Origin of the sequence: Halorubrum sp. Atlit-28R (assembly GCF_003665955.1) — an archaeon.
In the GTDB taxonomy this organism is placed as follows: domain Archaea; phylum Halobacteriota; class Halobacteria; order Halobacteriales; family Haloferacaceae; genus Halorubrum; species Halorubrum tropicale.
In genome coordinates this window covers 65,351-92,282 of record NZ_QPLS01000001.1, presented here as the reverse complement: position 1 = coordinate 92,282, position 26,932 = coordinate 65,351, and the positions used below count along the sequence as shown (strand labels likewise).

At 71.0% G+C, this 26,932-nt stretch carries 24 protein-coding genes; 14 read left to right on the top strand and 10 right to left on the bottom strand.

Annotated features, from left to right (window positions below; translation table 11 throughout):
* Nucleotides 1–10: 10 nt before the first annotated feature.
* From DVK06_RS00485 to tgtA, 5 genes are all read left to right on the top strand, one after another.
* Nucleotides 11–1,096: an Lrp/AsnC family transcriptional regulator gene (locus DVK06_RS00485; RefSeq protein ID WP_121598915.1), complete on the top strand. Its 1,086-nt coding sequence runs from the start codon at nt 11–13 to the stop codon at nt 1,094–1,096.
* A complete protein-coding gene (locus DVK06_RS00480) occupies nt 1,093–1,773 on the top strand; it encodes a bifunctional precorrin-2 dehydrogenase/sirohydrochlorin ferrochelatase (protein WP_121598914.1) in 681 nt (226 codons plus the stop codon). Before DVK06_RS00485 ends, DVK06_RS00480 begins: the two co-directional genes overlap by 4 nt.
* Nucleotides 1,770–3,110, top strand: coding sequence for a glutamyl-tRNA reductase (gene hemA / locus DVK06_RS00475; protein WP_121598913.1), 1,341 nt, complete (start codon nt 1,770–1,772; stop codon nt 3,108–3,110). The genes DVK06_RS00480 and hemA overlap by 4 nt, the downstream gene beginning before the upstream one ends.
* A 100-nt stretch (nt 3,111–3,210) precedes the next feature.
* Nucleotides 3,211–3,987 carry a Nif3-like dinuclear metal center hexameric protein gene (locus DVK06_RS00470; protein WP_053772079.1) on the top strand — a complete coding sequence of 259 codons (777 nt, stop codon included), beginning with the start codon at nt 3,211–3,213 and terminating at the stop codon, nt 3,985–3,987.
* 78 nt (nt 3,988–4,065) lie between these two features.
* A complete protein-coding gene (gene tgtA / locus DVK06_RS00465; protein ID WP_121598912.1) occupies nt 4,066–5,544 on the top strand; it encodes a tRNA guanosine(15) transglycosylase TgtA in 1,479 nt (492 codons plus the stop codon).
* An 86-nt stretch (nt 5,545–5,630) separates the two neighbouring features.
* Here tgtA and DVK06_RS00460 read toward each other — a convergent pair whose 3' ends face one another.
* Nucleotides 5,631–5,963 (bottom strand): uS10/mL48 family ribosomal protein, encoded by a 333-nt coding sequence (locus DVK06_RS00460; RefSeq protein ID WP_121598911.1) that lies wholly within the window; start codon nt 5,961–5,963, stop codon nt 5,631–5,633.
* A gap of 162 nt (nt 5,964–6,125) precedes the next feature.
* Nucleotides 6,126–6,464, bottom strand: a complete 339-nt coding sequence (locus tag DVK06_RS00455) for a hypothetical protein (RefSeq protein ID WP_121598910.1) — start codon at nt 6,462–6,464, stop codon at nt 6,126–6,128.
* 201 nt (nt 6,465–6,665) lie between these two features.
* Between DVK06_RS00455 and DVK06_RS00450 the strand changes: the two genes are divergently transcribed.
* From DVK06_RS00450 to DVK06_RS00440, 3 genes are all read left to right on the top strand, one after another.
* Complete coding sequence (locus tag DVK06_RS00450; RefSeq protein WP_053772075.1) at nt 6,666–7,112, top strand: bis(5'-nucleosyl)-tetraphosphatase; 447 nt, start codon at nt 6,666–6,668, stop codon at nt 7,110–7,112.
* Between the two features lie 83 nt (nt 7,113–7,195).
* The gene (locus tag DVK06_RS00445; RefSeq protein WP_121598909.1) at nt 7,196–8,191 is read left to right on the top strand and encodes a DUF5787 family protein; all 996 of its coding nucleotides are present in this window, start codon (nt 7,196–7,198) and stop codon (nt 8,189–8,191) included.
* A 21-nt stretch (nt 8,192–8,212) separates the two neighbouring features.
* A complete protein-coding gene (locus DVK06_RS00440; RefSeq protein ID WP_121598908.1) occupies nt 8,213–8,422 on the top strand; it encodes a hypothetical protein in 210 nt (69 codons plus the stop codon).
* Between the two features lie 31 nt (nt 8,423–8,453).
* Here DVK06_RS00440 and DVK06_RS00435 read toward each other — a convergent pair whose 3' ends face one another.
* Together DVK06_RS00435 and DVK06_RS00430 are read right to left on the bottom strand one after the other, a co-directional pair.
* Nucleotides 8,454–9,392 carry a carbohydrate kinase family protein gene (locus DVK06_RS00435; protein ID WP_121599299.1) on the bottom strand — a complete coding sequence of 313 codons (939 nt, stop codon included), beginning with the start codon at nt 9,390–9,392 and terminating at the stop codon, nt 8,454–8,456.
* A gap of 155 nt (nt 9,393–9,547) precedes the next feature.
* Entirely contained in the window at nt 9,548–11,221 is a 1,674-nt protein-coding gene (locus tag DVK06_RS00430; RefSeq protein ID WP_121598907.1) for an alpha-glucosidase, read from the bottom strand.
* A 220-nt stretch (nt 11,222–11,441) separates the two neighbouring features.
* Here DVK06_RS00430 and DVK06_RS00425 point away from each other — a divergent pair, with 220 nt between their 5' ends.
* Both DVK06_RS00425 and DVK06_RS00420 read left to right on the top strand, forming a co-directional pair.
* A complete protein-coding gene (locus tag DVK06_RS00425) occupies nt 11,442–13,568 on the top strand; it encodes a glycoside hydrolase family 32 protein (protein ID WP_121598906.1) in 2,127 nt (708 codons plus the stop codon).
* A 209-nt stretch (nt 13,569–13,777) separates the two neighbouring features.
* Nucleotides 13,778–14,257 carry a universal stress protein gene (locus tag DVK06_RS00420; protein WP_053772070.1) on the top strand — a complete coding sequence of 160 codons (480 nt, stop codon included), beginning with the start codon at nt 13,778–13,780 and terminating at the stop codon, nt 14,255–14,257.
* A 101-nt stretch (nt 14,258–14,358) separates the two neighbouring features.
* On the opposite strand, the gene DVK06_RS00415 is transcribed toward DVK06_RS00420, so the two are convergent.
* Nucleotides 14,359–15,723, bottom strand: coding sequence for a glycoside hydrolase family 68 protein (locus DVK06_RS00415; RefSeq protein WP_121598905.1), 1,365 nt, complete (start codon nt 15,721–15,723; stop codon nt 14,359–14,361).
* 242 nt (nt 15,724–15,965) lie between these two features.
* Here DVK06_RS00415 and DVK06_RS00410 point away from each other — a divergent pair, with 242 nt between their 5' ends.
* Nucleotides 15,966–17,045, top strand: coding sequence for a TrmB family transcriptional regulator (locus tag DVK06_RS00410; protein WP_121598904.1), 1,080 nt, complete (start codon nt 15,966–15,968; stop codon nt 17,043–17,045).
* Between the two features lie 118 nt (nt 17,046–17,163).
* Here the strand turns inward: DVK06_RS00410 and DVK06_RS00405 are convergent, their stop codons facing one another.
* The 4 genes from DVK06_RS00405 to DVK06_RS00390 are packed head-to-tail and all read right to left on the bottom strand — an operon-like array spanning nt 17,164 to nt 21,769.
* The gene (locus DVK06_RS00405; protein WP_199236357.1) at nt 17,164–18,288 is read right to left on the bottom strand and encodes an ABC transporter ATP-binding protein; all 1,125 of its coding nucleotides are present in this window, start codon (nt 18,286–18,288) and stop codon (nt 17,164–17,166) included.
* Nucleotides 18,289–18,290: 2 nt separating this feature from the next.
* Nucleotides 18,291–19,232 carry a carbohydrate ABC transporter permease gene (locus DVK06_RS00400; protein ID WP_053772366.1) on the bottom strand — a complete coding sequence of 314 codons (942 nt, stop codon included), beginning with the start codon at nt 19,230–19,232 and terminating at the stop codon, nt 18,291–18,293.
* 44 nt (nt 19,233–19,276) lie between these two features.
* Nucleotides 19,277–20,284, bottom strand: a complete 1,008-nt coding sequence (locus tag DVK06_RS00395; protein ID WP_053772066.1) for a carbohydrate ABC transporter permease — start codon at nt 20,282–20,284, stop codon at nt 19,277–19,279.
* Between the two features lie 12 nt (nt 20,285–20,296).
* Entirely contained in the window at nt 20,297–21,769 is a 1,473-nt protein-coding gene (locus DVK06_RS00390; RefSeq protein WP_082356871.1) for an extracellular solute-binding protein, read from the bottom strand.
* Between the two features lie 127 nt (nt 21,770–21,896).
* On the opposite strand from DVK06_RS00390, the gene DVK06_RS00385 reads away from it, so the two are divergent.
* The 3 genes from DVK06_RS00385 to DVK06_RS00375 all read left to right on the top strand — a co-directional run bounded on the left by DVK06_RS00385 (nt 21,897) and on the right by DVK06_RS00375 (nt 23,675).
* Nucleotides 21,897–22,358 (top strand): hypothetical protein, encoded by a 462-nt coding sequence (locus tag DVK06_RS00385; RefSeq protein ID WP_121598902.1) that lies wholly within the window; start codon nt 21,897–21,899, stop codon nt 22,356–22,358.
* Nucleotides 22,355–23,305 carry a hypothetical protein gene (locus DVK06_RS00380; RefSeq protein WP_121598901.1) on the top strand — a complete coding sequence of 317 codons (951 nt, stop codon included), beginning with the start codon at nt 22,355–22,357 and terminating at the stop codon, nt 23,303–23,305. Before DVK06_RS00385 ends, DVK06_RS00380 begins: the two co-directional genes overlap by 4 nt.
* Nucleotides 23,306–23,372: 67 nt before the next feature.
* Nucleotides 23,373–23,675 carry a hypothetical protein gene (locus DVK06_RS00375; RefSeq protein ID WP_053772063.1) on the top strand — a complete coding sequence of 101 codons (303 nt, stop codon included), beginning with the start codon at nt 23,373–23,375 and terminating at the stop codon, nt 23,673–23,675.
* A gap of 88 nt (nt 23,676–23,763) precedes the next feature.
* Here the strand turns inward: DVK06_RS00375 and DVK06_RS00370 are convergent, their stop codons facing one another.
* On the bottom strand, nt 23,764–26,835 hold the full coding sequence (locus DVK06_RS00370) for an FAD-binding and (Fe-S)-binding domain-containing protein (protein ID WP_121598900.1): 3,072 nt from the start codon (nt 26,833–26,835) through the stop codon (nt 23,764–23,766).
* Nucleotides 26,836–26,932: the final 97 nt, after the last annotated feature.

Genomic DNA, 26,932 nt, shown 5'->3' with positions numbered 1-26,932 from the left:
AGATCGGTCCATGCAGGAGGTCGACGCGGATCTGACGGCGCTCGACCGCGCGATCATCAACGCGTTCCAGGGCGGCTTCCCGGTCGCGGAGCGCCCCTTCGACGCGGCGGCGGCCGCGCTCAGGGAGCGCGGCGTCGAGGTCACGGGGCCGGCGCTCTGCGAGCGCGTCCGCGAACTCGACGAGGAGGGGATCTTATCGCGGTTCGGCGCGCTCGTCAACGCCGAGGAGATCGGCGGGGCGGCGTCGCTCGTCGCCATGCACGCGCCCGAGGACCGCTACGACGAGATCGCGGAGACGGTGAACGAGTTCACCGCGGTCGCGCACAACTACGAGCGGGAGCACCCGCACCTCAACATGTGGTTCGTGGTGAGCGTCGCGGACCACCCCGACCCGGACAAGGACGGCCACGACCGCGTCGAGGAGGTGCTCGCGGAGATCGAGTCCGCGACGGGCCAGGAGACGTACAACCTCCCGAAGCTCCGGGAGTTCCACGTCGGCGCGAAGTTCCTCGTCGACGGGCCGGTGCCCGACGGCGACGTGGACCTCTCAGACCTGGGCCCGGAGGTCGCGCCGAGCGGCCGCGGGACGCTCACGCCCGACGAGCGCGACCTCGTGGTCGAGATCCAGGGCGGGCTCCCGATCACGGAGACGCCGTACGCCGACGTGGCGGCCGCCATCGGGGCCGACGTCGACTGGGTGATCGAGACGATCAAGCGGTTCGAGCGGGAGGGGAAGGTGCGCCGCGTCGGCGTCATCCCAAACCACTACGCGCTCGGCTACACGGAGAACGGGATGACGGTCTGGGACGTGCCCGAGGAGGTCTTAGACGAGGTCGGGCCCGCCGTCGCGTCGCTGGACTTCGTCACGCACTGCTACGAGCGCCCGCGCCACGCCGGCGTCTGGGAGTACAACTTCTTCGCGATGACGCACGGCCGCACGGAGGCGGAGAGCGAGCGCCGGATCGCGGAGGTGCGCGACCTGATGGCCGACCACTGGGACGTGGGCGCCGACGACTGGGACACGCTGTTCTCGACGCGCATCCTCAAGAAGACCGGCATCCGCATCGCGGACCGGGCGGACAGCAACACGGCGTGACCCCGCTGTACCACGACCTCGCGGGCGAGACGGTCGCCGTCTTCGGCGGCGGTGCCGTCGGCGCGCGCAAGGCGCGGGGGTTCGACGAGGCGGCCCGAGTCGTCATCGTCAGCCCCGAGTTCGACGAGCGGTTGCGATCGCTCGCGGACGGGCGCGACTCGGAGTCCGCGGACGGGCCGGCCGTCGAACTGATACGCGCCGCCCCGGACCCGGAGGCGGTGCCCGACTGGCTCGACCGGCTCGCCCCGGCGCTCGCGGTCGCCGCGACCGACGACGCCGCGGTCAACGCCGCCGTCGAGTCGGCCGCGCTGGACCGGGGGCTCCTCGTCAACCGAACGGACGTGTCGGGCGGCCGCGACCCCGGGAGCGTCGTCGTCCCCGCGACGGTGGAGGACGACCCCGTGACCGTGGCGCTCTCGACGGGGGGCACGAGCCCCGCGCTCGCGAAGGCGCTGCGCGAGCGGATCGAGGCCGAGATCGAGGGAGCGGGCGCGATGGCGGCGCTCTCGGGCGAGATCCGTGAGGAGCTGAAAGCGGCGGGCGTACCGCCCGCGAAACGCCGGGAAGCGGTCCGGCGCGTTGTCAGATCCCGGGGGGTTTGGAAGGGTTTACAAAAGGGGAGATCCAACGGACGGCAAGAGGCCGACACCGTGATCGAGGAGGTACTCGACCGATGAGAGAGACGGGTGCGATCGCCGGCGTGAGCGTCGCCCACGCCGACGCGACCGTCGACGAGATCGAGGCCGCCGGCGGCGACGGCGTCCGCGCGACCGTCTCCGACCTGCTCGCGCGCGAGGGAGTCGAAGAGGCGTTCGCGGTACAGACGTGTAACCGCTCGGAGGCGTACGTCGTCACCGACCGGACCGTCGACGGGGCGACGGCGCTGTCGACGTTCGCCCCCGACGTGCGCGCCGGGGCGGTCCGCCGCCTCGACCACGAGGAGAGCCTGGAACACCTGATGCGCGTCGCCTCCGGGCTGGAGTCGCTCGTGCTCGGCGAGGACCAGATCATCGGCCAGCTGCGCGAGGCCTACGAGGAGTCGAAGTCGGCGGGCGGCATCGGACCGGTGCTCAAAGACGCCGTGACGAAGGCGCTCCACGTCGGCGAGCGCGCGCGGACGGAGACCGAGATCAACGAGGGCGTCGTCTCGCTCGGCTCCGCGGCCGTCAGGCTGGCGGCGGGCGAGATCGACCTCACCGACGGGACGGCCGTCGTCGTCGGCGCCGGCGAGATGGGGACGCTCGCGGCCCGGACCCTCGACGACACCGCCGTCTCCGAGATCGTCGTCGCGAACCGCACCGTGCCCCACGCGGAGTTCGTCGTCGAGGAGGTCGACACCCGGGCGGAGGCGGTGTCGCTCGCCGACCTCCCCGCGATCATCCCCGAGGCCGACCTCGTCGTCACCGCGACCGGGAGCCCCGACCTCGTCGTCCACCCGTCGTACGTCGACGGCGCCGGTCGCGTCGTCTGTATCGACATCGCGCAGCCCCGCGACGTCGACCCCGCGGCCGGCGCCCGCGAGGGCGTCACCGTCTACGATATCGACGACCTCGAGGACGTCACCCAGCGGACTCGGGAGAGACGCGCCGAGGAGGCCCGGAAGGTCGAGTCGATCATCGACGACGAGCTCGACCGCATCCTGGAGGCGTACAAGCGCAAGCGCGCCGACGACGCCATCTCGGCGATGTACGCCGGCGCGGACCGGGTGAAGGCGCGCGAGCTCGACCGCGCGATGTCGAAGCTGGAGGCGCAGGGCGCCCTGAACGACGAGCAGCGCGAGACGGTCGAGGACCTGGCGGACGCGCTCGTCGGGCAGCTGCTCGCCGCCCCCACCCGGTCGCTCCGGGACGCCGCCGGCGAGGACGACTGGGAGACGATCCGGACCGCCCTCCAGCTGTTCGACCCCGAGTTCACCGCGCAGGCGGAGGGGCCGGACGGGGCGGACCTCACCGAGGCGGGGGCCGGCGGCCCGGACACGATCCCGGAGTCCGTCGCCGAGGAGCTGGACGACTAATCCTCGCGTCCGCTGCGGCGCCCCGGACCGCTCGCGATTTCGCCCGGACCGGTCCCCGCGGACCGCCGCGCTTTATTTCCCGGCCGGTCCACGGGTCGGTATGAAGCTCTCCGAGTACGTCGACCGACTCGACGACCGACTCGACACGGCCGCGTACGCCGACGTCGACGCGAGCGCGAACGGGCTCCAGGTGGGGCCGGAGGAGGCCGAGATCGAGCGCGTCGCGTTCGCGGTCGACGCCGCGCGGGCGACGATCGAGACCGCCGCCGACGCGGACGCCGACGCCCTCGTCGTCCACCACGGGCTCTCGTGGGGCGGGATCGAGCGCGTCACCGGACGGGTCCACGACCGGATCGCGGCCTTAGTCGAGCACGACATCGCACTGTACGTCTCGCACCTCCCGCTCGACGGCCACCGGGAACTAGGCAACGCCGCCGGCGTCGCGGACGCGGTGGGGCTCGCGGACCGCGATCCGTTCGGCGAGATGGGGCCGGTGACGGTCGGGACGATCGGCGAAGCGGCGGAACCGCGGTCGGCGGCGGCGATCCGGGAGACGCTCGACGGCTTCGAGGGGCAGCCGGAGGGCGAGTCGTCGCCCACGCGGGTGCTCGACTTCGGCCCCGACGAGATCGAACGGGTCGCGGTCGTCACCGGCTCCGGGGTCGACTGGCTCGACGAGGCGGTCGCCGCCGGCGCCGACGCGCTGATCACCGGCGAGGGGAAACAGCAGGTCTACCACGACGCGCGGGAGGCGGGCGTCACGGTGTTCCTCGCCGGCCACTACGCCACGGAGACGTTCGGCGTCCGCGCGCTCCAGTCGCTGACCGACGACTGGGGCGTCGAGACGACGTACCTCTCGCACCCGACCGGGCTGTAACGGGGGCGCGACCGCGCTCCCGGCGGCGCGCTCGCCGCCGAACGCAACCCTTACCGCTCGCGTCCGCGCAGTCGGGGTATGCGCGATCACTTCGAGATCCGGGACCACGACGCGGCCGGCCGGATCGGGCGGCTGGAGGTCCCGCGCGCCGACGTCACGGTCGAGACGCCGGCGCTCCTGCCCGTGGTCAACCCCAACGTGCTCACGATCGAGCCCGAGCGGCTCCGCGAGGAGTTCGGCGCGGAGATGCTTATCACGAACTCCTACATCATCCGCAGCACGGACCGCATCCGCGACCGCGTGGTCGACGAGGGGCTCCACGAGTTCCTCGGGTTCGACGGCGCGATCATGACCGACTCCGGCTCCTTCCAGCTGGCCGAGTACGGCGACATCGACGTGACGACCGCGGAGATAATCGAGTTCCAGCGGCGGATCGGCAGCGACGTGGCGACCCCCGTCGACGTCCCGACGCCGCCCGACGCGGACCGCGAGCGGGCGGAGCGGGAGTTAGAGACGACGAAGCGGGCGCTCGCGGACGCCGAGGACGCCGACACGGGCGAGATGCTGGTCAACGCGCCGGTCCAGGGCGCGACGTACGCCGACCTCCGCGAGGCGGCGGGTCGGCACGCGGCCGCGACCGACCTCGACGTGTTCCCGGTCGGGGCGATGGTCCCCCTCCTGAACTCGTACCGCTACGCCGAGGTCGTCGAGGCGGTCCGCGCGGCGAAGCGCGGCCTCGGCCCGGGCGTTCCGGTCCACCTGTTCGGCGCCGGCCACCCCATGATGTTGGCCCTCGCGGTCGCGGCCGGCTGCGACCTGTTCGACTCGGCCGCCTACGCGCTGATGGCCCGCGACGGCCGCTACCTCACGGTGTCGGGGACGGAACACCTGGAGGACCTCGACTACTTCCCCTGCTCGTGTCCCGTCTGCGCGGACCACGCCCCGGCCGACCTCCGTGGCTTCGGCGACGGTGAGACGGAGCGCCTGCTCGCCGAGCACAACCTCCACGTCACCTTCGAGGAGCTGCGCCGGGTGAAGGAGGCGATCCGGTCCGGGAACCTGCTCGACCTGGTCGACCGCCGCGCCCGCGGCCACCCGGCGATGCTCGACGGCTACCGCGCGCTGCTCGACCGCGCCGAGGAGCTGGAGCGCACCGACCCCGGCTCGAAGGACGCGTTCTTCTACACCTCCCACGAGGCGGCGCGCCGGCCCGAGGTGCGACGGCACCGGGACCGCCTCGGCCGGCTGACGGCGCCGGACGACCTGTTGCTCACCGAGTCGAAGGCGCCCTCCGACCACGCCTACGACGCGGTGTGGCGCGTGACGCCGCCGTTCGGCCCCTACCCGCCCGCGCTCTCGGAGACGTACCCGCTCACCGCCGAGGTGCCCGAGCGGACCGACGACGCGGCGCAGGTCGCGGCCGCGGCGGGCGTGGCCGCGCTCGCGGACGCCAACCCCGAGACGGCGCTCACGCTCGGCCACGACGCGTGGTGCGACGCGGCGCTGGAACGGCTCCCGGACCGCGTCGAAACGGAGAACCTGCGGACGCTCGGCTGACGGATCGGCGGCTCGCGAGGGAGCGTCGTCGCGGCGAAAAGCGCAGCCGTGACCGCGTCGCCCGCCCGTTCCGGACGCCGACCGCCTCAGTCGCGTCGGTGTCCGAGCGGCTTCTTCTGGTCGACCTCGACCTCGACGTGGATCGAGTCCGGGAAGTCGCGGCCGACCACGTCGCGTGCGATGTCGTCGGCGCCGTGGATCTCCATCGAGCGGCGGTACACGTCGTAGCGCCACGGCGAGAACTCGTCGCCCGGCACGAGGTCCTTGTACAGCGGGACGGTGACCGTCTCGGAGGGGCTCGCGTGCGGGCCCTTACACTCGGCGCCCTTGCGTTCGAGGGTCTCCTTGAGCTCTTGGACGGTCTCGACGAGCACGTCGCGGTCGCCGGACGCGAAGTCGAGTTTCGTGACGAAGGTCATGGCTGGGGGTCGTCCGCCAATGGCCGCCCGAGCGGTAAAAACGCATCTACCCGCGATTCCGGGCCCCGACTTCCCCCCGGACGTGACGGTCGCTGGAGCCGAGCGCACCCGCGGTATCTACACCGCCGCGCGCCGCGGCCGCGTTCGGGCTCGAACCCCGTGTTACGGGTTCGCGTTTAGCCGGCCCGCGGAGTCGTCGCGCTCGCCGGACGGTCGGCGCTGCGTCGGACCAGTTCCCTGAAGATGGCCGGCCGGACCGTCCCCTCGGTCGACCCTGCGCAACCGAGTGATCCGCCAGCCGTCGCCCCGACAGCGGACGGGTTCGAGGACGACTTCGACCGCGTCCCCGAGGCGTAGGTCCGCCAAGCGGTCGCGGGCGTCCTCGGTCGCGTCGATGGCGTGATACGTCCGGCCGTCGACGCCGTGGAGCGTCACGCCCCTGTCGCGGTGCGGTTCCGTCGCGAGTCGACACCGCCGCCGAACCTCGGCAGTCGCTCCCATTATTCCGGGCCACGTGCGACGCAATGATAAAACGAACTATGAGACCGACCGAGTGCTATTGACCGGTACCGAGAGCGGTGTGGCGCCGTTTCGACCGTCCGGCGATGCTCGGAACCCCGCCGTGTCGTCTTTCAGTCCGCACTGACGCGACCGTTCGGAAGTCCGACACGCTCTTTAGGGGTGATCGCTTACCTGCGGCCAATGACGGTCGAAGCGACCAGTGCCGGAGCCATCCTCTTCCGCGATACCCGCGGCGAACGGGAGTACCTGCTCCTGAAGAGCCGACCGGGGGACTGGGAGTTCCCCAAAGGCGGGGTCGAGGGGGACGAGGAGCTCCAGCAGACGGCGATACGAGAAGTCGGCGAGGAGGCCGGAATCGAAGACTTCCGGCTGATCGACGGGTTCCGCAGGGAGTACGACTACGTGTTCGAGGCGAACGGGGAGACCATCCACAAGACGGTCCACCTCTTCATCGCCCGCTCGTTCGAGGCGAGCGCGGAGCTCTCGAAGGAGCACCGCGACCTCCAGTGGCGCGACTACGACCAGGCGATCAACACGATCACGCAGGACGGCCCGCGCGACATCCTAGAGGAGGCCCACGAGTACCTCGACGAGCGGAAGGACGAGGAAGACGGCAAGTACGTCTGATCGGGACGGGGCCGCACGCGGTCGACGGCGGCCGCACCCCCCGAGCGGTTCGCTTTTGTCCGCCCCGCTCGACGGGTCGACCAGTGACGCCCGACGCCGAGTTCGGCTACGAGCTGTTGGTCTGCCGGTTCGCCGAGCTGGCCTGGCACCCGAGCGAGGGGCCGCGTCCGGCGATCGTCGCCCGCCAGCTCGGTACCAAGGAGCGCCGCTGGGACACGGTCGTGATCGAGGTCGACCCGGCGGCGTTCGCGCGGCGGCGCGCGTTCGGCGACCGGACCATCGACTCCGACCTCCTCCACGTGGTCCGCGGCGCGCCCGCCGAGTGGGCGTGGTACCGCGACGCCCTGCCGGACCCCGGCTACCCGTGGCGCTACGTGCGGCGGGCGGTCCACCGCGCCGCGGGCCGGGACCTGATCGAGACGCGCCGCGACGGGAACCGGATCGAGATCCGCCGGGTGCGGCCCTACCCGGACTGGGTCGAGCGGATCGTCGCGGTCGAAAACAAGCCGGACCTTGACCGCTCGGCGGCCGACCGGCTCGCCGACCAGCTCGACCACGACGTCGAGACCGGGCTCGCCGACGAGGCGTGGCTCGCGACGGAGACGACCGGCGAGCGCGTCGAGCCCGCCCTCCTCCGCGAGCTGCCCGTCGAGGCCGGCATCCTCGCGACCGACTTCTCCGCGGGCGTCGACGCCGACGCGGCCGACGTGGCGTGGCACCCGAGCGACCTCGCGCCGGGCGAAGGCGAACGCCGCGACCCCGAGACGGAGACGCTCCGGCTTGAGATCGCGGAGCGCGCCTACGGGAAGGGGTGGCGGTCGTTCCACGAGACGATGCGTCCCGACTGTCGGCACTTCGAACTCAGGCGCGAGGGGCGCGCGCTTCTTCCGCACTGCGCCGCGAAGGGGAAGGTCCCGACCGCGCGGGAGTGCTCGGGGTCCTGTCCGAAGTTCTCGCCGGAGCCGCCGCAGTGGCGCACGCGCGGGTGGCCCATCGAGGGCGGCCCGGGGAAGGGGTACAAGCGAGTGTTGGACCGACGGCGGGAACGCGAGCGGGACCGGCCCGAAAGCGTTGAGTGAGTGGGAGAGCCAGCCCGCCGTATGCGGTCCCCGAACCAATCGCTCGCAGAGTACGCCGCGCGAATGGTGGTCGTGGTGCTCACGCTGGCGGTCCTCCAGTACACCGGGCTTCTCCTCGACGGTCCCGCGGGGATCGATCCCGGACACCTCGCCGCGGTCGCCGTGCTGTTCCCGGCGTTCTCGTACCTGATCGCCCTCGTCGGGACGAACGTGCGGTCGGGCGCCGAGTGAGACTCGCCGCGAGCGACCTCCGGAGCGGCGGTCAGGAGTCTTCCCGGACACGCCGGACGGCCTCCCTGTCCGGGAGCGCCGTCATCGCCCCCTCGGAGCGGGTCGACGCCGCGGCGACGGCGTTCGCGAACCCGAGGACCTCCTCGGGCGCGGCCTCGTCGACCAGTCCCGCGACGACGCCCGCGGTGAACGCGTCGCCCGCGCCCGTCGTGTCGACGACGTCGTCGACGCGGTAGCCGCCGTGGCGCCACTCGCCGCACTCCCACGGGGAGTCCTCGCCGGCGACCAGGCGCGCCCCCGCCTCGCCCTCGGTCAGGAAGACGGCGTCCGGTCCGGCGTCGAGTAGCTCGTCGGGGGCCGCCGGGAGCGCGTCGCCGCCGAGGTCCTCCCGCGAGGCCTTGAGAACGTCCGTCGCCGAGAGCATCCGCCGCAGCGTCGGTTCGGGGTCGACCTCCCAGAGCTCCGGCCGGACGTTCGGGTCGAAACAGACCAGCGAGTCCGCCGCCCGCGCGCGCTCGACGAGGTCGAACGTCGCCGAGCGGGCCGGTTCGACGGTCAGCGTCACTCCGCCGACGACCACGACGTCGACCGACTGGAGGACCCCGTCCGGGACGCCGCTCGCGTCGAACCGCCTGTCGGCCGTCCCCTCTCGGTAAAAGGTGAACTCTCGGTCGGCGTCCTCGCCGTGCGAGACGAACGCCAGCGCGGTCCGCGCGTCCGGAACGTGGCGCACGAACCGGTCCGAGATCCCCTCGCGGTCGAGGACGGACGCGAGGTGCTCGCCGAAGGCGTCGGTCGCGAGCGCCGTACAGAACCACGGCGTCCGGTCGAGCCTGGCGAGCCCGACCGCGACGTTGGCCGGCGCGCCGCCAGCGCGTCGGGAGAAGGACTCGACCGCCGCGAGCGGGCCGTGCCTGTCGGGGATGAAGTCGATCAGCGCCTCGCCGGCGACGAGCGCCTCACGCGTCATGCCGCGCTCGGACGGGTCCGCTGTGCTGGCCGCGCCGTTGCTCCGCGGTCGCCTCGCCTCGGTGCCGACGGGACATCTCTCGACCCGCACCTCGCGCGTGCCGGTATTAAATTCACGGGACCCCGGCGGCGTCCGCAGACGGCGCCGGCCGGACCTCAGCCGGACTCGGCGTACAGCCGAGCCTCGTACGGGCGCAGGTCGAACGGCTCGCCGGGCGCCTCGGGCACCGACTCGTAGTTCCCGAGGAGCAGCGCGGCGGACGCCCCGACCGGGGTGACGTCGGCCGTCCGGGGTTCGCCCGAGAGGTTGAGCACGACCACGACCCGCTCGCCGTCGAGGCGCCGCTCGTAGACGTACAGCTGCTCGTCGTCGGGGTAGCGGAGCTCGTAGGAGCCGTACCGGAGCGGCTCCGAGTCGCCCCGCACGCCGATCAGCGTCCGGTAGTACGACAGCACGGACGGCGTCCGTTCACGCTCGCGGGCGGCGTTGACGGCCTCGTAGTCGTCGTTGACCGGGAGCCACGGGTCGCCGTCGGTGAAGCCCGCGTGTCGGCCGTCGGTCCACTGCATCGGCGTCCGAGCGTTGTCGCGCGACCGGGCCTCGACGACGCCCCTGACCTCCCCGTACCCGCCGTACACGCCGTCCGCGATCAGCTCGCGGACGTTCCGGACGGTGTCGACGTCGGCGACGTCGTCGAGGCTCTCGAAGGTGGTATTCGTCATGCCGAGCTCCTGGCCCTGGTAGACGAACGGCGTTCCACGCAGCGTTAGGAGGGCCGTCGCGAGCGCCGTCGCGGACTCGTAGCGGTACCGCTCGTCGTCGCCGAACCGGGAGACGCTGCGCGGCTGGTCGTGGTTCTCGAAGAAGAGGGTCGTCCACCACTCGTCGTCGAGGCCGCGCTGCCACGTATCGAGGACCGACTTGAGCTCCGGCAGCGTCCACTCGCCGACGTCCCACCGGCCGTTCGGCCCGAAGTCGACCTGGACGTGTTCGAAGGGGAAGACTAAGTCGAGCGGGCCGTCCTCGCCGGTGTACTCGCGGGCGGACTCCAGGGTTAGCTCCGGCATCTCGCCGACGGTGACGATGTCCCGCCCGGCGAACACCGCGTCGTGCATCTCGGCCAAGTACTCGTGGATCCGGGGGCCGTCGACGAAGTGTTCGCTCCCGACGAGGTCTCGACTGGGGTCGCCGTCGGGCAGCCCCTCGGGCTTCGAGATGAGGTTGAGCACGTCGAGCCGGAACCCGTCGATGCCCTTGTCGAGCCACCAGTTCATCACCTCGTACATCTCCGCTCGAACGTCCGGGTTGCGCCAGTTGAGGTCGGGCTGCGTCGTGTCGAAGAGGCTGAGGTACCACGCCTCGCGCTCCTCGTCGTACGTCCAGGCGGAGCCGCCGAAGAACGACTTCCAGTTGTTCGGCGGCTCGTCGGCGTCCCCCTCGCGCCAGACGTAGTAGTCGCCGTACTCCCCGTCCGGGTCCGCGCGGGACCGCCGGAACCACTCGTGTTCGGACGAGGTGTGGTTCGCGACCATGTCCATCACCAGGCGGATGTCGCGGTCGTGGAGGCCGGCCAGCAGCGACTCCCAGTCGTCCATCGTCCCGTACTCCGAGTGGATCGAGCGGTAGTCGCTGACGTCGTACCCGTTGTCGTGCTGGGGCGACTCGTACACCGGGCTCAGCCAGACCGCGTCGACGCCGAGCTCGTCGACGTAGTCGAGCTTCTCGACGATGCCCGGGATGTCGCCGACCCCGTCGCCGTCGGAGTCGTTGAAGCTCCGCGGGTAGATCTGATACACCACCGCCTCCTTCCACCATGCGCGCTCTGTCATTTTTGGTGCGATCCGGCCGACGCGGCGCGCGGTCCGCCGCGGCTCTCCGCCGGTCCGACCGGTACTGCGTCGATAGTAGTCCCTCGTCTGTTAGCACTATCGAAACGGTCCAGTCCGCCCGCAATCGCCCGGTTCGATCGGCGGGCGGCGACGGCAGACGACCGCCGTCCCGCGCCGCGAGATGGATCGCGTTTTTATCCCGGGAGGCGATGACCGACGCATGACAGCCGGACCGGTTCGCGTCGGGCTCCTCGTCGAGGGGGACCCGAGCGACCGACAGGCGGCGGCGCGCGAGTGGGCGGACGCCAGGTACGACGTCGACCTCGTCGACCCGGCGCGGGTCACGCAGACGACGGCGCACGACGTCCTCTGGTGGCACCGCGCGGAGGCGCCGGCGGTCGAGGACCGGACCGCGTCGGCGCTCGCGGCGTTCGTCCGCGACGGCGGCGGACTCCTCCTGAGCCTCCGCGCCGTGGGGGCGGCGACGTCGCTCGGCTTCGAGTCCGTCGCGCCCGACGCCGTCGGGACGCGGACCGTCACGGCCCCGACCGGGCCCCTCTGGCGGTCGGTGTACGACGACCACCCCGCGGTCGACGCGTTCGAGGGGCTCCGGACGCCCGTCGCGGACCGCGGGACGGTTCCCTACGCCCGCTACGAGGACCGGCTCCCCGCCGATGGCGAAGTCCTCGCGTCGACCGTCGAGGGCGAGCACGACCGGCCGACCCAGACCAGCGTGGTCTCATGGCACCCGGGGGAGGGTGCGGTGCTGGGCGTCGGCGAACTGGCGCTCGCGCCGGCGGTCTCGGAGCCGTACGGCACGAACCGAGACCGGCTCGTCGAGGGGCTTGTCGAGTCGCTGGCGGCCGGCCCGAACCCGAGGTTCGACCGCCCGGTCGACGGGGAGGGGTTCCGACGCCTCAGAGCGCGGCTCGACGGCGACGAGCAACGGCCCCGGTACCACCTCACGCCGCCGGCGAACTGGCTCAACGACCCGAACGGGCTGATCGAGCGCGACGGGACGTATCACGTGTTCTACCAGTACAACCCGGGCGGCCCGTACCACAACTCGATCCACTGGGGCCACGCCACGAGCGATGACCTCGTAACCTGGCGCGACGAGCCGGTCGCGCTGTCACCGTCGCCCGACGGCCCGGACCGCGACGGCTGCTGGTCGGGCTGTGCGGTCGAGTTCGACGGCGAGCCGACGATACTGTACACCGGCGGGCGCGGCCGCCGACAGCTCCCCTGCCTGGCGACCGCCGCGGATCCGATGCTGCGGTCGTGGACCAAGGAGCGGTCGAACCCGGTGATCGAGGCGCCGCCGGACGACGTCGACGTGCTGGAGACGGAACACTGGCAGGCGGAGTTCCGGGACCACTGCGTCTGGCGGGAGGACGGCCGGTGGCACCAGCTCATCGGCTCCGGCCTCACCGACGTCGGCGGGACGGTCTTCCGGTACAGCTCCGAGAACCTCCGCGACTGGCGCTACGAGGGGCGGTTCCTGACCGCCGACCGCCCGGACGCCGGGGCGGTCTGGGAGTGCCCCGAGCTGCTCCGGTTCGGGGAGTGGGACCTCCTCCACGTCTCCGACTACGAGACGGTCCCGTACTTCGTCGGCACGCGTCGCGACGGGGCGTTCGAGGTCGCCTCCCGGGGCGTCCTCGACCGCGGCGACTTCTACGCGCCGCAGTCGATGGCCGTCGACGACGGCTACCTGACGTGGGGGTGGCTCCCCGAGGCCCGCGACGCCGAGGCACAGTGGGACGCGGGCTGGTCCGGCTCGCTGTCGGTGCCGCGGCGGATCGAGGTGGACGAGTCGGGCGAGCTGACCCAGCGGCCGGCGCCGCAGCTGACCGCGCTCAGGGAGGCGAAGCAGGTCGACGGGGCGTCGGTCTCACTCGACGACGAGCGGTGGACCGCTCCCGCCGGCGGCCGCGCGCTCGAACTGGCGGCGACGGTCGCGCTCGACGACGCCGACGCCGTGACGCTCTCCGTCTTCGAGTCGCCGGACCGGCGAGAGCGCACCGAGATCCGCTACAACGCGACGAACGAGCTCGTCGTCGACCGCTCGGCCGCGAGCGAGGACCCGCGCGCGCGGAGCGACGAACAGCGGATGCCGGTGACGCCGTACGACGAACCCCTCACCCTCCGGGCCTTCCTCGACGGCTCCACGGTCGAGCTGTTCGCCAACGAGCGCCACTGCCTGACGAGCCGCGTCTACCCGACGCGGACGGACAGCACCGGAATCTCGTTCGCGGCGTCCGGCGGCCGCGCAGAGGTCGAGGACCTCTTTATCTGGGAACTCGACGGCGGGTTCCCGGACACGCCGTCGGGCCGGACGGACTGAGCCGGCGGCGCCGAGGCGACAGCCGGTCGTCGCCCGCGAGGCCGCTCGTTCTCTCGTCGCTCAGACGGATTGCAACCGATCCGCGGAGACGCGTCGATCGACCGGCACGACCGCCGAGCGCGCGATCCGCCCAACTTCATGAATATTAACTCAACTCCGAATTAATATTCCGAAGATATAAGTATCGGCGTCCCCAATCAGTAATCGAGATGAGCATGAACACAGTCCTCCTCGCCGTCGGATCGAAAGACGAGAGCCGCCTCGAAGAACTCGCGGAGACCGCGGCGTCCGTCGTCGACCCGGACGGCCGCGTCGTCTTACTCCACGTGTTCGACCGCGAGCGATACGACACGATCGAGACGCAGCTGAACATCGACGAAGACTCCGAGGTCACGCCCGACGACGTCTCGGAGCGGTCGCGGATCGTCAGCGACGTCGCCGAGCGACTCGAACGCGCGGGCGTCGACTACGAGATTCGCGGCGCGCTCGGCGAAACGGCCGAGAGCATCCTCGACAAGAGCGAGAGCCTCGACGCCGACCTCGTCGTCGTGGGCGGGCGCTCCCGCTCGGCGACCGGGAAGGCGCTGTTCGGCTCGACCGCGCAGCGCGTGCTGCTCGAAGCGGACTGCCCGGTGACGTTCGTCAAGGACCGGTCCGAGGAGCAGACGGAAGCGACCGTCCCCGCGTAACTCGGCGTTTTTTCTCCCGTCCGGCGCACCGGTCGCGGAGTCGCCGGCCTCTCACCTCCCGCCCGCACCCACTGCGGACGGCACGAGAACGGTCGCGTAGGCTACGGGACCGGCTCGTCGTACCCCGACCCGAACGGGCGGTCGGCGCCGTAATCGCCGCCGACGGCGCCTTCGCGGGTCACCCCGTCGAAGTCGTCGTCGGGCACTTCGGACTCGTCGACCGGCGGGAGCGGCTCGTCCGGCGCGGGGATCCGCCAGGCGTCGAGCGCCCCGAGCAGCCGCGTCTCGTCGCCGTCGACCGCGAGCCGGAGCGTCGGCGCGAGCGTGCCGCCGAACCGCGCGCGCTGCTCGGCCTCCGGGAGCTCCGCGACCGCGTCCAGCGAGTCGCCCGCGAAGTCGTGGTAGTTGAGGAAGCTCTGGAGCAGCACCTCCTCGCCGTGGGCGAACGCCATCCACGAGTACGCCTGGAACCGCGCGCCTGACGGGTTCGTCGCCACGAGCCCGCTCCCGTTCAGGGGGCGGTACGGGCCCTCGAACCGGTCCGCGACGAAGCCGTACAGCCCGTCCGGGCCGGTCACCCCCGGCGCGAACGTGTGGACGTGGCTGCAGACGAACAGGTAGTAGCGGCCGTCCGCGACGACGACGTGCGGGCGTTCGAGCTCTTGGTTCACCTCGACGGCGTCGAGGAGCGGCGGGCGGAGCTCCCACGAGAGCGGGTCGCCCGTGGGGGAGGCGGCGACGCCGACGCAGCCGTTGAACTCGCGCCGCTCGCTCGTCGCGGCGTCGTCCCCGTCGCGCTCGGGCGCCGGGACGTTGGCCTCGAAGAGGAGGTGGGTCTCGCCGGACGCGGGGTCTTCGAAGAACCACGGGTCGCGGAAGGTGTACGTCATCCCGCGCGACTGCGCCTCCGTCTCGTACCGGTCGCCGTCGGGCTCCAACAGCGTCTCGTGGGTCCACGGGCCCGCGATCTCGACCCCGTCCGCGTCGGCGGTCACGGAGCCGCCGTGCGCGACCGCGATCCGCTGGGTGTACGTCAGTTCGTCGGCGTCCTCGCGGCCGGCCGCGGTGTAGAAGAGGTAGACGTCGCCGTCGTCGTACAGCGCCGAGCCGGCCCACTGGCGCTGACCGAGCGCGCCGCCGTCGAAGACCGGGCCGGCGTCGCGCCACTCGCTCCCGTCGCGCGAGCAGAAGCAGCGGATCTCGGCCACGTCGTGACGCGTCCCGGGGAGGAGGTCCGCCGACGCGGTCAGCGAGAACGCCAGCCGCCAGCCGTCCACCTCCGCGATCCCCCCGTGGCGGTCCCGCAGCAGCCACGTGTCCCAGATGTGGAGGTCCGGGAACGGGTCGACGGTCGGCGGACCCGCGACCGGGGCGACGTTCCCCCCGCGCCGCCCGATCCCCGCGGCCTGCTCGCGCGTCCACCGTGACCGGGGCCGACCGTCGGCTCCGGGGAGCGAATCGTCCATACGATCTCTCCACAACGGACCGAATAAAGCCTTTTCAGTCGGGACGACTCGCGAGGGACGGAACCCGCCGAGACGGAAATAAAACGTTTTATTACAGCCGTGGTAGTTCAACGCATGGAACCACGACGTCCCGGACGAGGTCGAGCGGTCCGCGCCCGCTTCGAACGCGCGCATTCCGCCGATCCGACAGTCGGCCGTGCGGTGGCTTCTGTCGGGACGGAGCGACCGATCGGGGACGGTGGATGAGAGTGGACCGCGCAGAACTCACGGAGACGCTGGAGGACGCCGGCCTCTCGCCGTACCAGGCCGACGCGTACGTCACGGTGCTTGAGCTGGGCGCCGCCCCGGTCACGCGGGTCGCCGACGTCAGCGGGGTGCCCGACCCGCGGATCTACGACGTGTTGCGTGACCTGGAGAGCGCCGGCTACATCGAGACGTACGAGCAGGAGTCGCTGTACGCCCGCGCGAACGACCTCGACGAGATCACCGACGACTTGGAGTCGCGGGCGAAGCGGCTCACGGCCGCGACCGAAGAGATCGAGCGCCGCTGGAACGAGCCCTCCGTCGAGCGGTCGACGGTGAGCATCGTCACTCGGTTCGAGACGGTGATCAAGAACGCCGACGAGTTCATCCGCGAGGCCGAGACGCAAGTGAACCTATCGCTCGGTGTCGACCACTTCGAGCGGCTGCGGCCGGCGCTCCGGGCGGCCACCGACCGCGGCGTCCGCGTCAACCTCTCGATACACACCCCGGACGGTGACGGCGAGGTGCTCCCGGATGCCGAGGACCTCGCCGGGATCTGCTCCGAGGCCCGCCACCGCCGCGTCCCGTCTCCGTTCGTTGTGATCGTCGATCGGACGAAGACCTGCTTCGCGCCCCACGCGGGGTCGACCAACGAGTACGGCGTGCTCGTCGACGACCGCACGCACACGTACGTGTTCTACTGGTACTTTCTGACGACCCAGTGGGACGCGTGGAAGTCGATCTACACGACTCGCGACGACGATCCGCCGATCGACTACATCGACATTCGGTACTGCGTCCGCGACGTCGCGCCGCTCCTCCGCGACGGGGCGACCGTCCGGCTCCGGATCGAGGGAACCGACACCGAGAGCGGCGACGACCGTGTCGTCGAGGGCGTCCTCTCGGACGTCGTGGTCGCTGGCGACGATGACGCGGTCGACGCCGACACCGTCGCCAGCTACGGCGGCCGGGTCGGGCTCGTCGTCGAGACCGACGACGGGCCCGTCGAGGTCGGCGGTTGGGGCGCGATGGTCGAGGCTGTCGAGGCCCACCGGATCACGCTCGTCAGCGTGGCATAGCGGTCGCGAACGGTTCTCTGCGTCAGTCGGAAGCGGGCCTCGAACGCCGCGAGCTCGCGCCGGGGCGCCGGCGGCGGGACAGCGAGGAGAGGCCGCGGAGCGGACCGCGGGTCGCCGACTACAGCGAGTGGCTGATCGCGTCGCCGCTCGCCCGGTCGAATAGGTGGACGTTGTCGCGGTCCAACACGACCTGAACGTCGTCGCCCTCGGAGATCGTCGTGTCGGGTTCGAGGTTGATCAGCAACTGCCCCTCGCCGCGGCCCTCGGCGCTCGCCTCCACGTCGCGGTCGAACAGGAGGTACGCGTTCACCTCCTTCCCGACCGGTTCGATCACGTCGACGACGGCGTCGAACGCCTTGGTCGGCGCGCCCGCCTCCCCGGCGTTTCGTTCGAGGTGAACGTCCTCCGGCCGGACGCCGACGGTGACGTTCTGGCCCGGCGAAACACCCTGTGCGTCGGGGTCGAACTCGATGTCGGTGTAAGTCGACTCGAACCCGTCTGCGACCGCCTCGCCCTCGATGAAGTTCATCGACGGCGATCCGATGAAGCCCGCGACGAAGCGGTTTGCGGGCTCGTTGTAGCACTCCAACGGCGGCGCCACCTGCTGGAGCACGCCGCTGTTGATCACCGCGATCCGGTCGGACATCGTCATCGCCTGTGCTTGGTCGTGTGTGACGTATATGATGGTCGTGTCCAGCTCGCGGTGGAGCCGCTGGAGCTGTGTGCGCATGTGGACGCGTAGCTCCGCGTCGAGGTTCGCCAGCGGCTCGTCCATCAGGAATGCGCCCGGGTTGCGGACGATGGCGCGAGCGATGGCGACGCGCTGGCGCTGCCCGCCGGACATCTCGCTCGGCATCCGTTCCATCATCCCCTCCAACTGGACGATGTCGGCCGCCTCCTCGACGCGCCGCTCGACTTCCTCCTGGTCGTACTTCCGGAGGCGGAGCCCGAAGGAGATGTTGTCGTACACGTCCATGTGCGGGAACAGCGCGATGTTCTGGAACACCATGGAGATCCCCCGGTCCTTCGGCGGCAGGTCCGTGACGTCGCGCCCACCGATCTCGATGCTCCCCTCCGTGGGGAGCGTGAGTCCGGCGATCGTCTCCATCGTGGTCGACTTGCCGCATCCGGAGGGGCCGACGAAGGTGACGAACTCGCCGTCCTCGATCTCCAGGTTCATGTCGTCGACTGCCGTTACGTCCTCGTATCGTTTCGTGATGCCCGATAGTTTGACTGATGCCATGGTTACTCCTTGACCGCCCCCGAGGTGAGTCCGCTCACGATCTTCTCCTGTGCGACGACGACGAGGATGGCCACCGGCAGGACCGCGACGATGCTGGCGGCCGCCATGAGGTTGTACAGCACCTCGAACTCGCCCTGGAACCGGAGGATGCCCTCCAGCATCGGCGCCCAGCTACCGGGGCGCCCGTCGGTCATCAGCGAGCTGAAGAAGTACTCGTTGTACACCGAGATGAACGTCAGCACGCCCGCGGTCGCGACGCCCGGCGCCGAGAGCGGCACGATCACGCGGAACAGCGCGCCGAGCCGCGTCGTCCCCTCGACCCGCGCGGCGTCCTCTAGCCCGTCCGGGATCTGCGAGTAGAACGTCATGAGGATGAATATCGACAGCGGCAAGAAGATCGCCGACAGCGGGATGAAGATCGCGTACGGCGTGTTGTACAGCGACCCGGCCGAGAGCAACGGCCGTAACACGTCGACGTTGGTGTTGAACAGCCGGTTCAGCGGGATGAAGAAGGCTGCCGGCGGGAAGAAGGACGTCACCAGCACCAGAAGCAGCATCGGCCGCCGGCCGCGGAACCGCAGGCGGCCGAACACGTAGCCGGCGAGGCTCCCGACGAGCAGCACCGCCACGGTCGCGATAGTGGCGATGAGGAAGCTGTTGAACACGTATCGGTGGAACGGGAGCGTGGTGAAGATTTCGATGAACGCCCCCGGGTTGAACCCCGCCGGGAGGAACACGCCGACCTCTGAGAGGTTGTTCCGCGGCGTCAGCGCGACGACCAGCAGCCAGTAGAACGGGAACAGCGTCGTGACGAGGAAAAAGAACGTCGCCACGTAGAACGCCATCCGATACGCCCGCTGCGGGTTCGAGATCATCTTCGCGGCCCAGGCCTCGATCGGGCCGCGGTCGAGGTCGGGCTCCTCGCGGTCGGCCTGGTTCGCCATCTCGACGGTCGGGTCGTCGTCGCCCGTCGCGGGATCGGTCGCGCTCATGCGACACCCCCGCTGCTCCGACGGAGCGCGACCAGGTACGCGACCACGAACGCGCTGATGACGATCGCGGTCAGGAACGCGACCGCGGACGCGGTGGCCCAGCGGCGGCTCTCTTGGAGCGCAATGATCACGAGACAGGTCAGCGACGGCACCGTCTCACAGCCCGCGGTCGCGTCGATGAGCCCGTAGATCCGCATCGCGTCTAGCGTCCGGAACAGCATCGCGACTAGGAGTGCGGGCGCTACGAGCGGCAGCGTGATGTACTTGAACCGCTGCCACGGCGACGCGCCCGAGACCTTCGCGACGTCGTAGAGCCCGCGGTCGATGCTCTGAAGCCCCGCGAGGATGAGCAGCGCCATGAACGCGGTCGTCTTCCAGATGTCCGCGACGAGCACGATGAAGAACGAGTCCGTGCTGCTTGACAGCGGGTTGTCGCCGAACACGCCGAGCCACCTCATGAACTCGGTTCCCCAGCCGATGGTCGGGTTGAAAATGAGGAAGAAAATCATCCCCTGAATGACGATTGGGATGGCCCACGGAATGATGATCGCCACCCGGACCCACCGCCGCCCGTAGAAGTCTTGATCGATCACGAGCGCCTGTCCGAACCCGATCACCGTCTCGAAGACCACGCTCGCGATCGCGAACGCCAGCGTCGCCAAGAGCGCCTGTTGTAGGAACGGGGCGCCGAACTCCACGAACGGGAATCCGTCGGCGAGCGTCACCGAGATGAACTGCTGGGTGAACGGCGTCTCGCCCGTGAGCAGGTCCACGTAGTTACCGAGACCGATGAATTCCCCGAACGGCTCCGCGCCGGAGAGGGAGTTCGCGAGGAGCGAGAACCGGAACGTCGCGATGAGCGGGTAGAACGCGACGACCGCGAGCAGCAGAAACGCGGGAGCTAACAGCACGTACGCGTACACCTCCTCGGACTGCGTCTCCAGCCAGTTGAGCGGCCGGGCGAACACCGAACCGCCGTCGTCCGCCCGCGCGTCGGTTGCCATCTCGATCCCCCGTTACTCGGCCAGGTCTTCCTCGAGCGATTCGAGGGAACTTTCGAGGTCGGACATGGCCTGTTCGGGCGACTTCTCGCCCGCGTACGCGTCCGAGACCTGCGAAGCCACCTGGCTCTCCTGGTCGGGCCACGCGACGGTCACCGGCCGCGGAACCGTGTTCTGGCCGGAGACGGCCAGCGTGTCGAGGAAGTCGCCGAGCGCGCCGACCTCTTCGGGGTCGACGTTCTCGGTCACGGACGGGTCCGGGGGGAGGTACCCGCCCTCCGAGAAGTTGTTCACCATCACGTCCTCGTTGGCGAACGCCTCCAACACCTGGACCGCCTCGTCGAGCCGCTGGGTGTTCGGGTTGATGGTGAGGTGCCAGCCGCCGAGCGCGGCGGCGGGACCGCCCGTGCCCTCGTACATCCCCTCGCCGGACTCGACGCCGTACGGCAGCGGCATCACGTCGTAGTCCTCGGCGTCGAACTCCTCGGAGTCGAGGTTGAGCGGGATCGCGTACGGCCAGTTGCGGTGGAAGATCGCGTTCCCGGACGTGAACGGCTCGCGGGACGGCTCCTCGGTGAACGCCCGTAGGTCGCTGTTGGAGATCTGCGGGAAGTCCGGGTGCGCGTACTCGGCGTCCGGGCCCTCCATGAACGACCGCATCATGCGGATCGTGTTCAGGACCGGCTCGTCGGTCACGGTGATCGGGCGGTCGCCGATCGGTCCGAAGAGGTTCTCGTGGTCGCCGAAGTAGGCGCCGCCGAACGACGTTATCGTCTCGCTGAACGTACAGCAGGCCAGCCCCACGTAGTTGTCGGCCTGCGTGGTGTACCCGTAGTCGATCTCGTCCCCGTCGGGGCCGCCGTTCTGCTCCCACACGTCGGCGGCCACCTCGGCGAACTCCTCCCAGCTCAGGGGCTCGGTTGCCCAGTTGTCGCCCTCCGGGTCGTAGCCCGCCTCCTCGACGAGGTCCTTCCGGTAGTGCATCACCGGGTAGTCGGGGAACAGCGGCAGTCCGTACAGGTCGCCCGTCTCGGGGTCGCTGGCCGTGCTCACCGCGCTCTCGAGGTAGTTACCGTCGACATAATCGAGGGTGTCCGACGAGAGCTCCTCGCTCAGGTTCACCAGCTGGTCGCGCGCGATGAACGGGATCGTCCACCCCGAATCCATCATGAAGATGTCGGGGCTCGCGCGCCCGGCGTCGAGCGCCGACGTGAACTCGGAGCGCCGAGCGCCCGACTCGAAGTCGCCGGGGAGGATCTCGACTTCGATCGACTCGTCGAGCCCCGCCTCGTACAGGCTCTCGGTCACCGAGTCGGAGATTCCCTCCCACTCGCCGTCCATGGTGATCTGGATCGGCCCGTCGCCGCCACCGCCGCCGCCGCAGCCGGCGAGACCGACCGTCGCGCCCGTCGCGCCGGCCGCCTGTATGAACCGCCGCCGCGATACCCCCACACGCCCGCCGTCCTGACCGGAACTATTGTCTACCATTACAGCTGTTGTTATAAAATACACCCGTATATAACTATTGATGGCAATAGTAAGAGAAGTGATGTTTCGACGGTCGGTGGCGAGCCGCCGGAACGGCTTTGGGCCCCGAGCGTCGACTAGCGCGACGATGGGAACCACCGGGACGGTCGTGGGTCGACTCCGGGAGAGCGTGGCAAAGTGGCTCGAACAGGTGTTCTACGGCGGCGCGGAGCTGGCGGTGCTGTCGACGCCGGCGTTCGTCGTCGCGCTCGTCACGCAGAACCGGTACCCCGACGCGATCCCGATCGCCGGGCTCTTCGCGCTCGCCGCGGGGAGCCTCGGCCTCGCCGGGTTCCGGGCGGGCGTCGTCGACATCGGCGCCTGGCCCCGCCGGGGAGAACTGGTGACGCTGCCGCTCCGGACGCTGTACTTCAGTCTCGTCTTCTTCCTCGCGTCGATCGCGACGGGCGTGCTCGCAGTCGAGGCCGTCGGGTCGCTGTGGGTGGCGCCCCTCGGCGGGGTCGTCCAACTGTCCGGACTCGCCGCGTTCCCGACGGTCTACCGCGCGATCCACGGCGAGCCGGTCACCCGACCGGTGGTGAAGCGATGACCGACGCCGACGGCGACGAACGGGCCGCCGCTCGCCGCGTCCGGGAGGCGGTCGACGCCGTCTCGCGCCCCGAACACACCGGTGAGAATCGGTGTCTCCCCTGTGCGGCGGTCAACGCGCTCGGCGTGGCGGTCGTCGCGCTGCTCCTCGGACGGCGCCGGCGCGCGCTGGGGCTGCTCGCCGCGGTGATCGGCGGCGCGGCGATCTGGCTTCGGGGGTACGCCGTCCCCGGTACGCCGCGGTTCGCGCCGCGGCTCGTCGAGCCGCTCCCCGTCGAGTTCGGCCCCGACCACGACGCGGTCGTCGACTCCGGTTCGGTCGCCGGGGTGACGAGCGGGCTGGCCGCGGCCGACGACGCGGACGGCGCCGGCGCTGACGAGGCGGCCGCGAACGACGAGCGCCCGGACGATCCGGCGGTCGACCCGGCGGATCCAGGCGGGATCGACGACGGCGACGGTCCGAGCCCGGAGGCGACGATGGAGGCGCTACTCGATTCCGGAGCCCTCGTCGAAGAGGGCGAGACCCTCCGGCTGACGGACGACTTCCGAACCGCTCTCCGCGAGCGGATCGAGACGCTTCGGGCGTGTGGAGACGGGGAACTGGCCGAGCGCGCGGCCGCCGTCGCGGGCGAGGACGTCGAGGGATCGGTCCACGACGACCGGATCCTCCTCGACGGTCGGCGCGACGCGTGGCTCAGCCGGCCGATCGCGCTCGCGGAGACGGCCGTGGGGGAACTACTCCGCGAGCGCGGCGTCGACCCGGCGGTCGCGCGGAGCGCCGCCCGACCGCTCCGCGCGTTCCTGGAAACCTGTCCCGACTGCGGCGGCCCGATCCGCGACACGACCCTCCGGAACTGCTGTGGCGGGCCCGGCGGCGTCAGCGGGAACCCGGAGCGATCGGTCCGGGCCTGCGCGGACTGCGACGCCGTGGTGTTCACGGAGCGATGACCGGCTGACCGGCGCTCGGCCCGTCGCGCGGCGACACTGATACGGTTCCTCCGTGCGAACCCTACGCATGGACACTATGGGGGCGGCTGCGCTCGGGTGGCGCCTCGCTGTGGCGGTGGTCGCGATCGCAGGCCCGACGGTGCTTTACCTCGGTCTCTGGCGGTTCTTGGAGCGGCTCCGCGACGACGCGCTGATCGAGCGACTCGTCGCGCGCGGGGCGGTCGACCGGCCGCGGCCCGCGGCCGCGGACGTCCTCGCGGCCGCGATGTCGGGGGTCGACGGCCGGCGCTGCCCGGCGTGCGGCACCGTCGCGGTCGCCGGTGAGGCCGAGTGCCGGGGGTGCCGGCGGCCGATCGAGGGCGGCGAGTGAGCCGCGAACGGTCGAACGGTTCGGCCGCCCCGACCCTCGCTCGGGGTCGCGGCCGAGCGGCCCGTCCCGCGGTCGCCTGGGCCACCGCTTACGCCAGCGCGGCCGCCAGTTTCTCGATCGGGTGCGTCGGCTCCGGCACCTCGCCGGGGCCCTCCTCTAACTGCGTCCGACAGGAGGTGCCGGGCGCGACGAGGGCGTCGCCGCCGCTGGCGTCCACCTGTTCGAACAGCGCTTCGCCGATGGCCTTGCTCATCGAGTAGTGCTCGGCCTCGTAGCCGAACGAGCCCGCCATCCCGCAACACGACGAGTCGAGCGGGTCGACGCCGTAGCCGGCGCGCCGGAGGACGCCGACCGCGTGGTGGTCCTTCTTCGTCGCCTTCTGGTGGCAGTGACCGTGGTAGGTGAGCGACTCGGTGGGGGCGTCGAGGGCGAGTTCCTCGTCGAGCCGGTGGGCGTCGACGTACTCCATGACGCCGTAGGCGCTCTCGGAGACGGCGGCCACGTCGGCGTCGGGCACGTCGCTGGCGTCGCCGTCGAGCAGGTCGTGGTAGTCGGACTGGAGCATCACGGCGTCGGAGGGCTCGACGACGACCACGTCCCAGCCGTCGCGCACGTCCGGCGCGAGCGTCTCGACGGCGTCCCTCGCGGTCGCCCGCGACACGTCGAGCAGCCCCTTCGAGTGGGGCGGCCGCCCGCTGCCGTCCACGTCGGGAATCCGCACGTGGCAGTCGGCGGCCTCCAGCACGCGCACCGCGGCCTTCCCGGCGCCGGGGTTCGTGTAGGTGGTGTACACGTCGGGGAAGAGGAGGACCTCGCGGGCGGCCTCGTCGCGGGGAACGCCCGCGCCGCCGCGCGCCTCGAACCAGTCGACGAGCGTCTCCGAGCGGAAGGTGGGCAGGTCGCGCTCCCTGGCGATGCCGAGCGCCTTCTCCGCGAGGAGGCCGCTCCCGGGAATCTTGTTCGGGAGGTTCGAGAGGGGGGCGAACCGCGAGGCGAGCGGCGCGAGCGACTCGAAGCGGCCGAGGAGTCGCGTGCGGAGGTCGACTCCGTGTTCCTGGTGGTGGGCGTGCTCGACCTCTGCCTTCAGCTTCGCCATGTCGACGCCGCTCGGGCAGTCCACCTTACAGCCCTTACAGCCGACGCAGAGGTCCATCACCTCGGTGACGAACTCGTCGTCCGTCGGGTCGTCGGGGAGCTCGCCGGAGATGGCCCCCCGGAGCATGTTCGCCCGCCCGCGAGTCGACTGGATCTCCTCGTCGGCGGCGCGGTAGGTGGGACACATCACGCCGCCGGTGGTGTCTTGGGGCCCGCGGCAGCCGCCGCAGCCGTGACAGAGCTCGACCATCCCCTGCATCCCGTTGTCCACCGCCCACTCCATCGCGGGGTCGAAGCCGGCGTTGTACTCGTAGTCGGCGTCGAACCGCAGGTTCTCGCGCATGTCGACCTCTCCGCAGACGTTCCCCGGATTGAGCAGCCAGTCGGGGTCGAACGCGGTCTTCAGGTCGCGGAACGCCTCCCAGAGGTCGTCGCCGTACAGCTTCCGGTTCCACTGGGTCCTGGCGCGCCCGTCGCCGTGCTCGCCGGACACCGAGCCGCCGAGCCGGACCACGGCGTCGGTGACGCGGTCGGCGATGTCAAGCATCGCCTCCACGTCATCGACCTCCTTCGTGTTTATGAGCGGGCGGACGTGGAGGACGCCCGGGCCGGCGTGCGCGTAGAACGTCGCGAAGGTGTCGTTGTCCGCGAGGATCTCCTGGAACTCGCGGGTGTACTCGGGGAGGTGCTCCGGCGGGATGGCGCAGTCCTCGATGAAGGAGATGTGCTTCTCGTCGGTGGTCCGCGAGAGGAGGATCGGGAGGCCGGCCTTGCGCATCTTCCAGAAGCGGTCGCGCTTCTCCGGGTCGTGCGCCTCCATCGCGTGAGCCGCGCGGCGGGGGTGGCTCGTCGTCTCCGCGGCGCCCGCGCCCGGCTCGACCGCGGTGTCGACGCCCCCGTCCCCGTCGGCGGCGCCCACGCGGTCGGCGATGAGGTCCGCGACCTTCCGCTTCCCCTCGGCGTCGCTGTCGGCGTAGAACTCGACGAGGAGCGCGGAGTCGGTGCCGTCCGGGAGCATCGCGACCACGTCCTCGAACTCGGGCGTGTCGGCCGCGAGGCCGAGCAGCACGTCGTCCATCACCTCGACGGCGGCGGGGTCGTGTTCGAGACACGCCGCCACGTCTTCCATCGCGTCCAGCAGGTCGTCGTAGGTGAGCAGCGCCACCGCCTTCGTCTCGGGGACCTCGACGAGCGAGACGGTCGCCTCGGTGACCGTCGCGAGCGTCCCCTCGCTGCCGGCCATGAGCCGGGCGAGGTTGACGACGCCTTCCTCGCCGTACTCGCCGCGGTACTCGGCGAGCAGGCGGTCGAGGTTGTAGCCCGAGACGTTCCGCTTCAGCTCCGGGTAGCGCTCGTCGATCCGGTCGGCCTCCTCGTCGAGGACGCGGACGACCTCGGCGTGGATCCGGGGGAGCAGCTCGTCGGCGTCGGCGTCGGCGGACGCGCGGAGCTCCTCGACCGCGACCTCGCCGAACGTCGCCACGGTCCCGTCGGCGAGGACGACCTCGACCTCCTCGACGTAGTGGTCCGTCTTGCCGTACTTCAGCGAGTGCGAGCCGGTGGAGTTGTTGCCGATGGCGCCGCCGACCGCCGACTTGTCGCGCCACGCCGGGTCCGGCGCGAACTTCAGGCCGTCGCCCTCGACGGCGGCGTTGAGGTCGCCCACGTACGCGCCGGCCTGGACGCGGGCCGTCTCCGCGTCGGCGTCGGTCTCGATCACCGCGTCCATCTCGCCCGTGAGGTCGAGGACGACCGCCTCGTTGACGGTCTGGCCGGCGAGGGAGGTGCCGCCGCCGCGCGGGAGGACGGGGACCCCCTCCGCGAAGCAGTACTCGTGGACCGCCGCGACGTCCGCGGTCGACTCCGGGATCACGACGCCGATCGGGGTGACCTCGTACGCCGAGGCGTCGGTCGCGTACAGCCGCTTCGAGTAGTCGTCGAACCGCACGTCGCCGTCGACGCGGGCGTCGAGCGCGTCGACGAGCCCCGGTCGCGCCACGGAGCCGCCGGTGTAGTCGAAGTCGCCGCCGTCCGTCGGATCCGGCTCCGGCGTGTTTGTCGCCATGCGAGACTCTCACGGTCGAACCATGAAAAACCTCCTGCCGCCCGCGCGTGGCCGGAACTCGATGCGCCCGCGCGGCCGCGCCTGCTCCCGCGGACCG

Bases quoted from the DNA above. Each gene is read 5' to 3' on its own strand.
- DVK06_RS00485 (WP_121598915.1), top strand. From the start codon at position 11: ATGCAGGAGGTCGACGCGGATCTGACGGCGCTCGACCGCGCGATCATC.
- hemA (WP_121598913.1), top strand. From the start codon at position 1,770: ATGAGAGAGACGGGTGCGATCGCCGGCGTGAGCGTCGCCCACGCCGAC.
- DVK06_RS00470 (WP_053772079.1), top strand. From the start codon at position 3,211: ATGAAGCTCTCCGAGTACGTCGACCGACTCGACGACCGACTCGACACG.
- tgtA (WP_121598912.1), top strand. From the start codon at position 4,066: ATGCGCGATCACTTCGAGATCCGGGACCACGACGCGGCCGGCCGGATC.
- DVK06_RS00460 (WP_121598911.1), bottom strand. From the start codon at position 5,963: ATGACCTTCGTCACGAAACTCGACTTCGCGTCCGGCGACCGCGACGTG.
- DVK06_RS00455 (WP_121598910.1), bottom strand. From the start codon at position 6,464: ATGGGAGCGACTGCCGAGGTTCGGCGGCGGTGTCGACTCGCGACGGAA.
- DVK06_RS00450 (WP_053772075.1), top strand. From the start codon at position 6,666: ATGACGGTCGAAGCGACCAGTGCCGGAGCCATCCTCTTCCGCGATACC.
- DVK06_RS00440 (WP_121598908.1), top strand. From the start codon at position 8,213: ATGCGGTCCCCGAACCAATCGCTCGCAGAGTACGCCGCGCGAATGGTG.
- DVK06_RS00435 (WP_121599299.1), bottom strand. From the start codon at position 9,392: ATGACGCGTGAGGCGCTCGTCGCCGGCGAGGCGCTGATCGACTTCATC.
- DVK06_RS00430 (WP_121598907.1), bottom strand. From the start codon at position 11,221: ATGACAGAGCGCGCATGGTGGAAGGAGGCGGTGGTGTATCAGATCTAC.
- DVK06_RS00425 (WP_121598906.1), top strand. From the start codon at position 11,442: ATGACAGCCGGACCGGTTCGCGTCGGGCTCCTCGTCGAGGGGGACCCG.
- DVK06_RS00420 (WP_053772070.1), top strand. From the start codon at position 13,778: ATGAGCATGAACACAGTCCTCCTCGCCGTCGGATCGAAAGACGAGAGC.
- DVK06_RS00415 (WP_121598905.1), bottom strand. From the start codon at position 15,723: ATGGACGATTCGCTCCCCGGAGCCGACGGTCGGCCCCGGTCACGGTGG.
- DVK06_RS00410 (WP_121598904.1), top strand. From the start codon at position 15,966: ATGAGAGTGGACCGCGCAGAACTCACGGAGACGCTGGAGGACGCCGGC.
- DVK06_RS00405 (WP_199236357.1), bottom strand. From the start codon at position 18,288: ATGGCATCAGTCAAACTATCGGGCATCACGAAACGATACGAGGACGTA.
- DVK06_RS00400 (WP_053772366.1), bottom strand. From the start codon at position 19,232: ATGGCGAACCAGGCCGACCGCGAGGAGCCCGACCTCGACCGCGGCCCG.
- DVK06_RS00395 (WP_053772066.1), bottom strand. From the start codon at position 20,284: ATGGCAACCGACGCGCGGGCGGACGACGGCGGTTCGGTGTTCGCCCGG.
- DVK06_RS00390 (WP_082356871.1), bottom strand. From the start codon at position 21,769: ATGGTAGACAATAGTTCCGGTCAGGACGGCGGGCGTGTGGGGGTATCG.
- DVK06_RS00385 (WP_121598902.1), top strand. From the start codon at position 21,897: ATGGGAACCACCGGGACGGTCGTGGGTCGACTCCGGGAGAGCGTGGCA.
- DVK06_RS00380 (WP_121598901.1), top strand. From the start codon at position 22,355: ATGACCGACGCCGACGGCGACGAACGGGCCGCCGCTCGCCGCGTCCGG.
- DVK06_RS00375 (WP_053772063.1), top strand. From the start codon at position 23,373: ATGGACACTATGGGGGCGGCTGCGCTCGGGTGGCGCCTCGCTGTGGCG.
- DVK06_RS00370 (WP_121598900.1), bottom strand. From the start codon at position 26,835: ATGGCGACAAACACGCCGGAGCCGGATCCGACGGACGGCGGCGACTTC.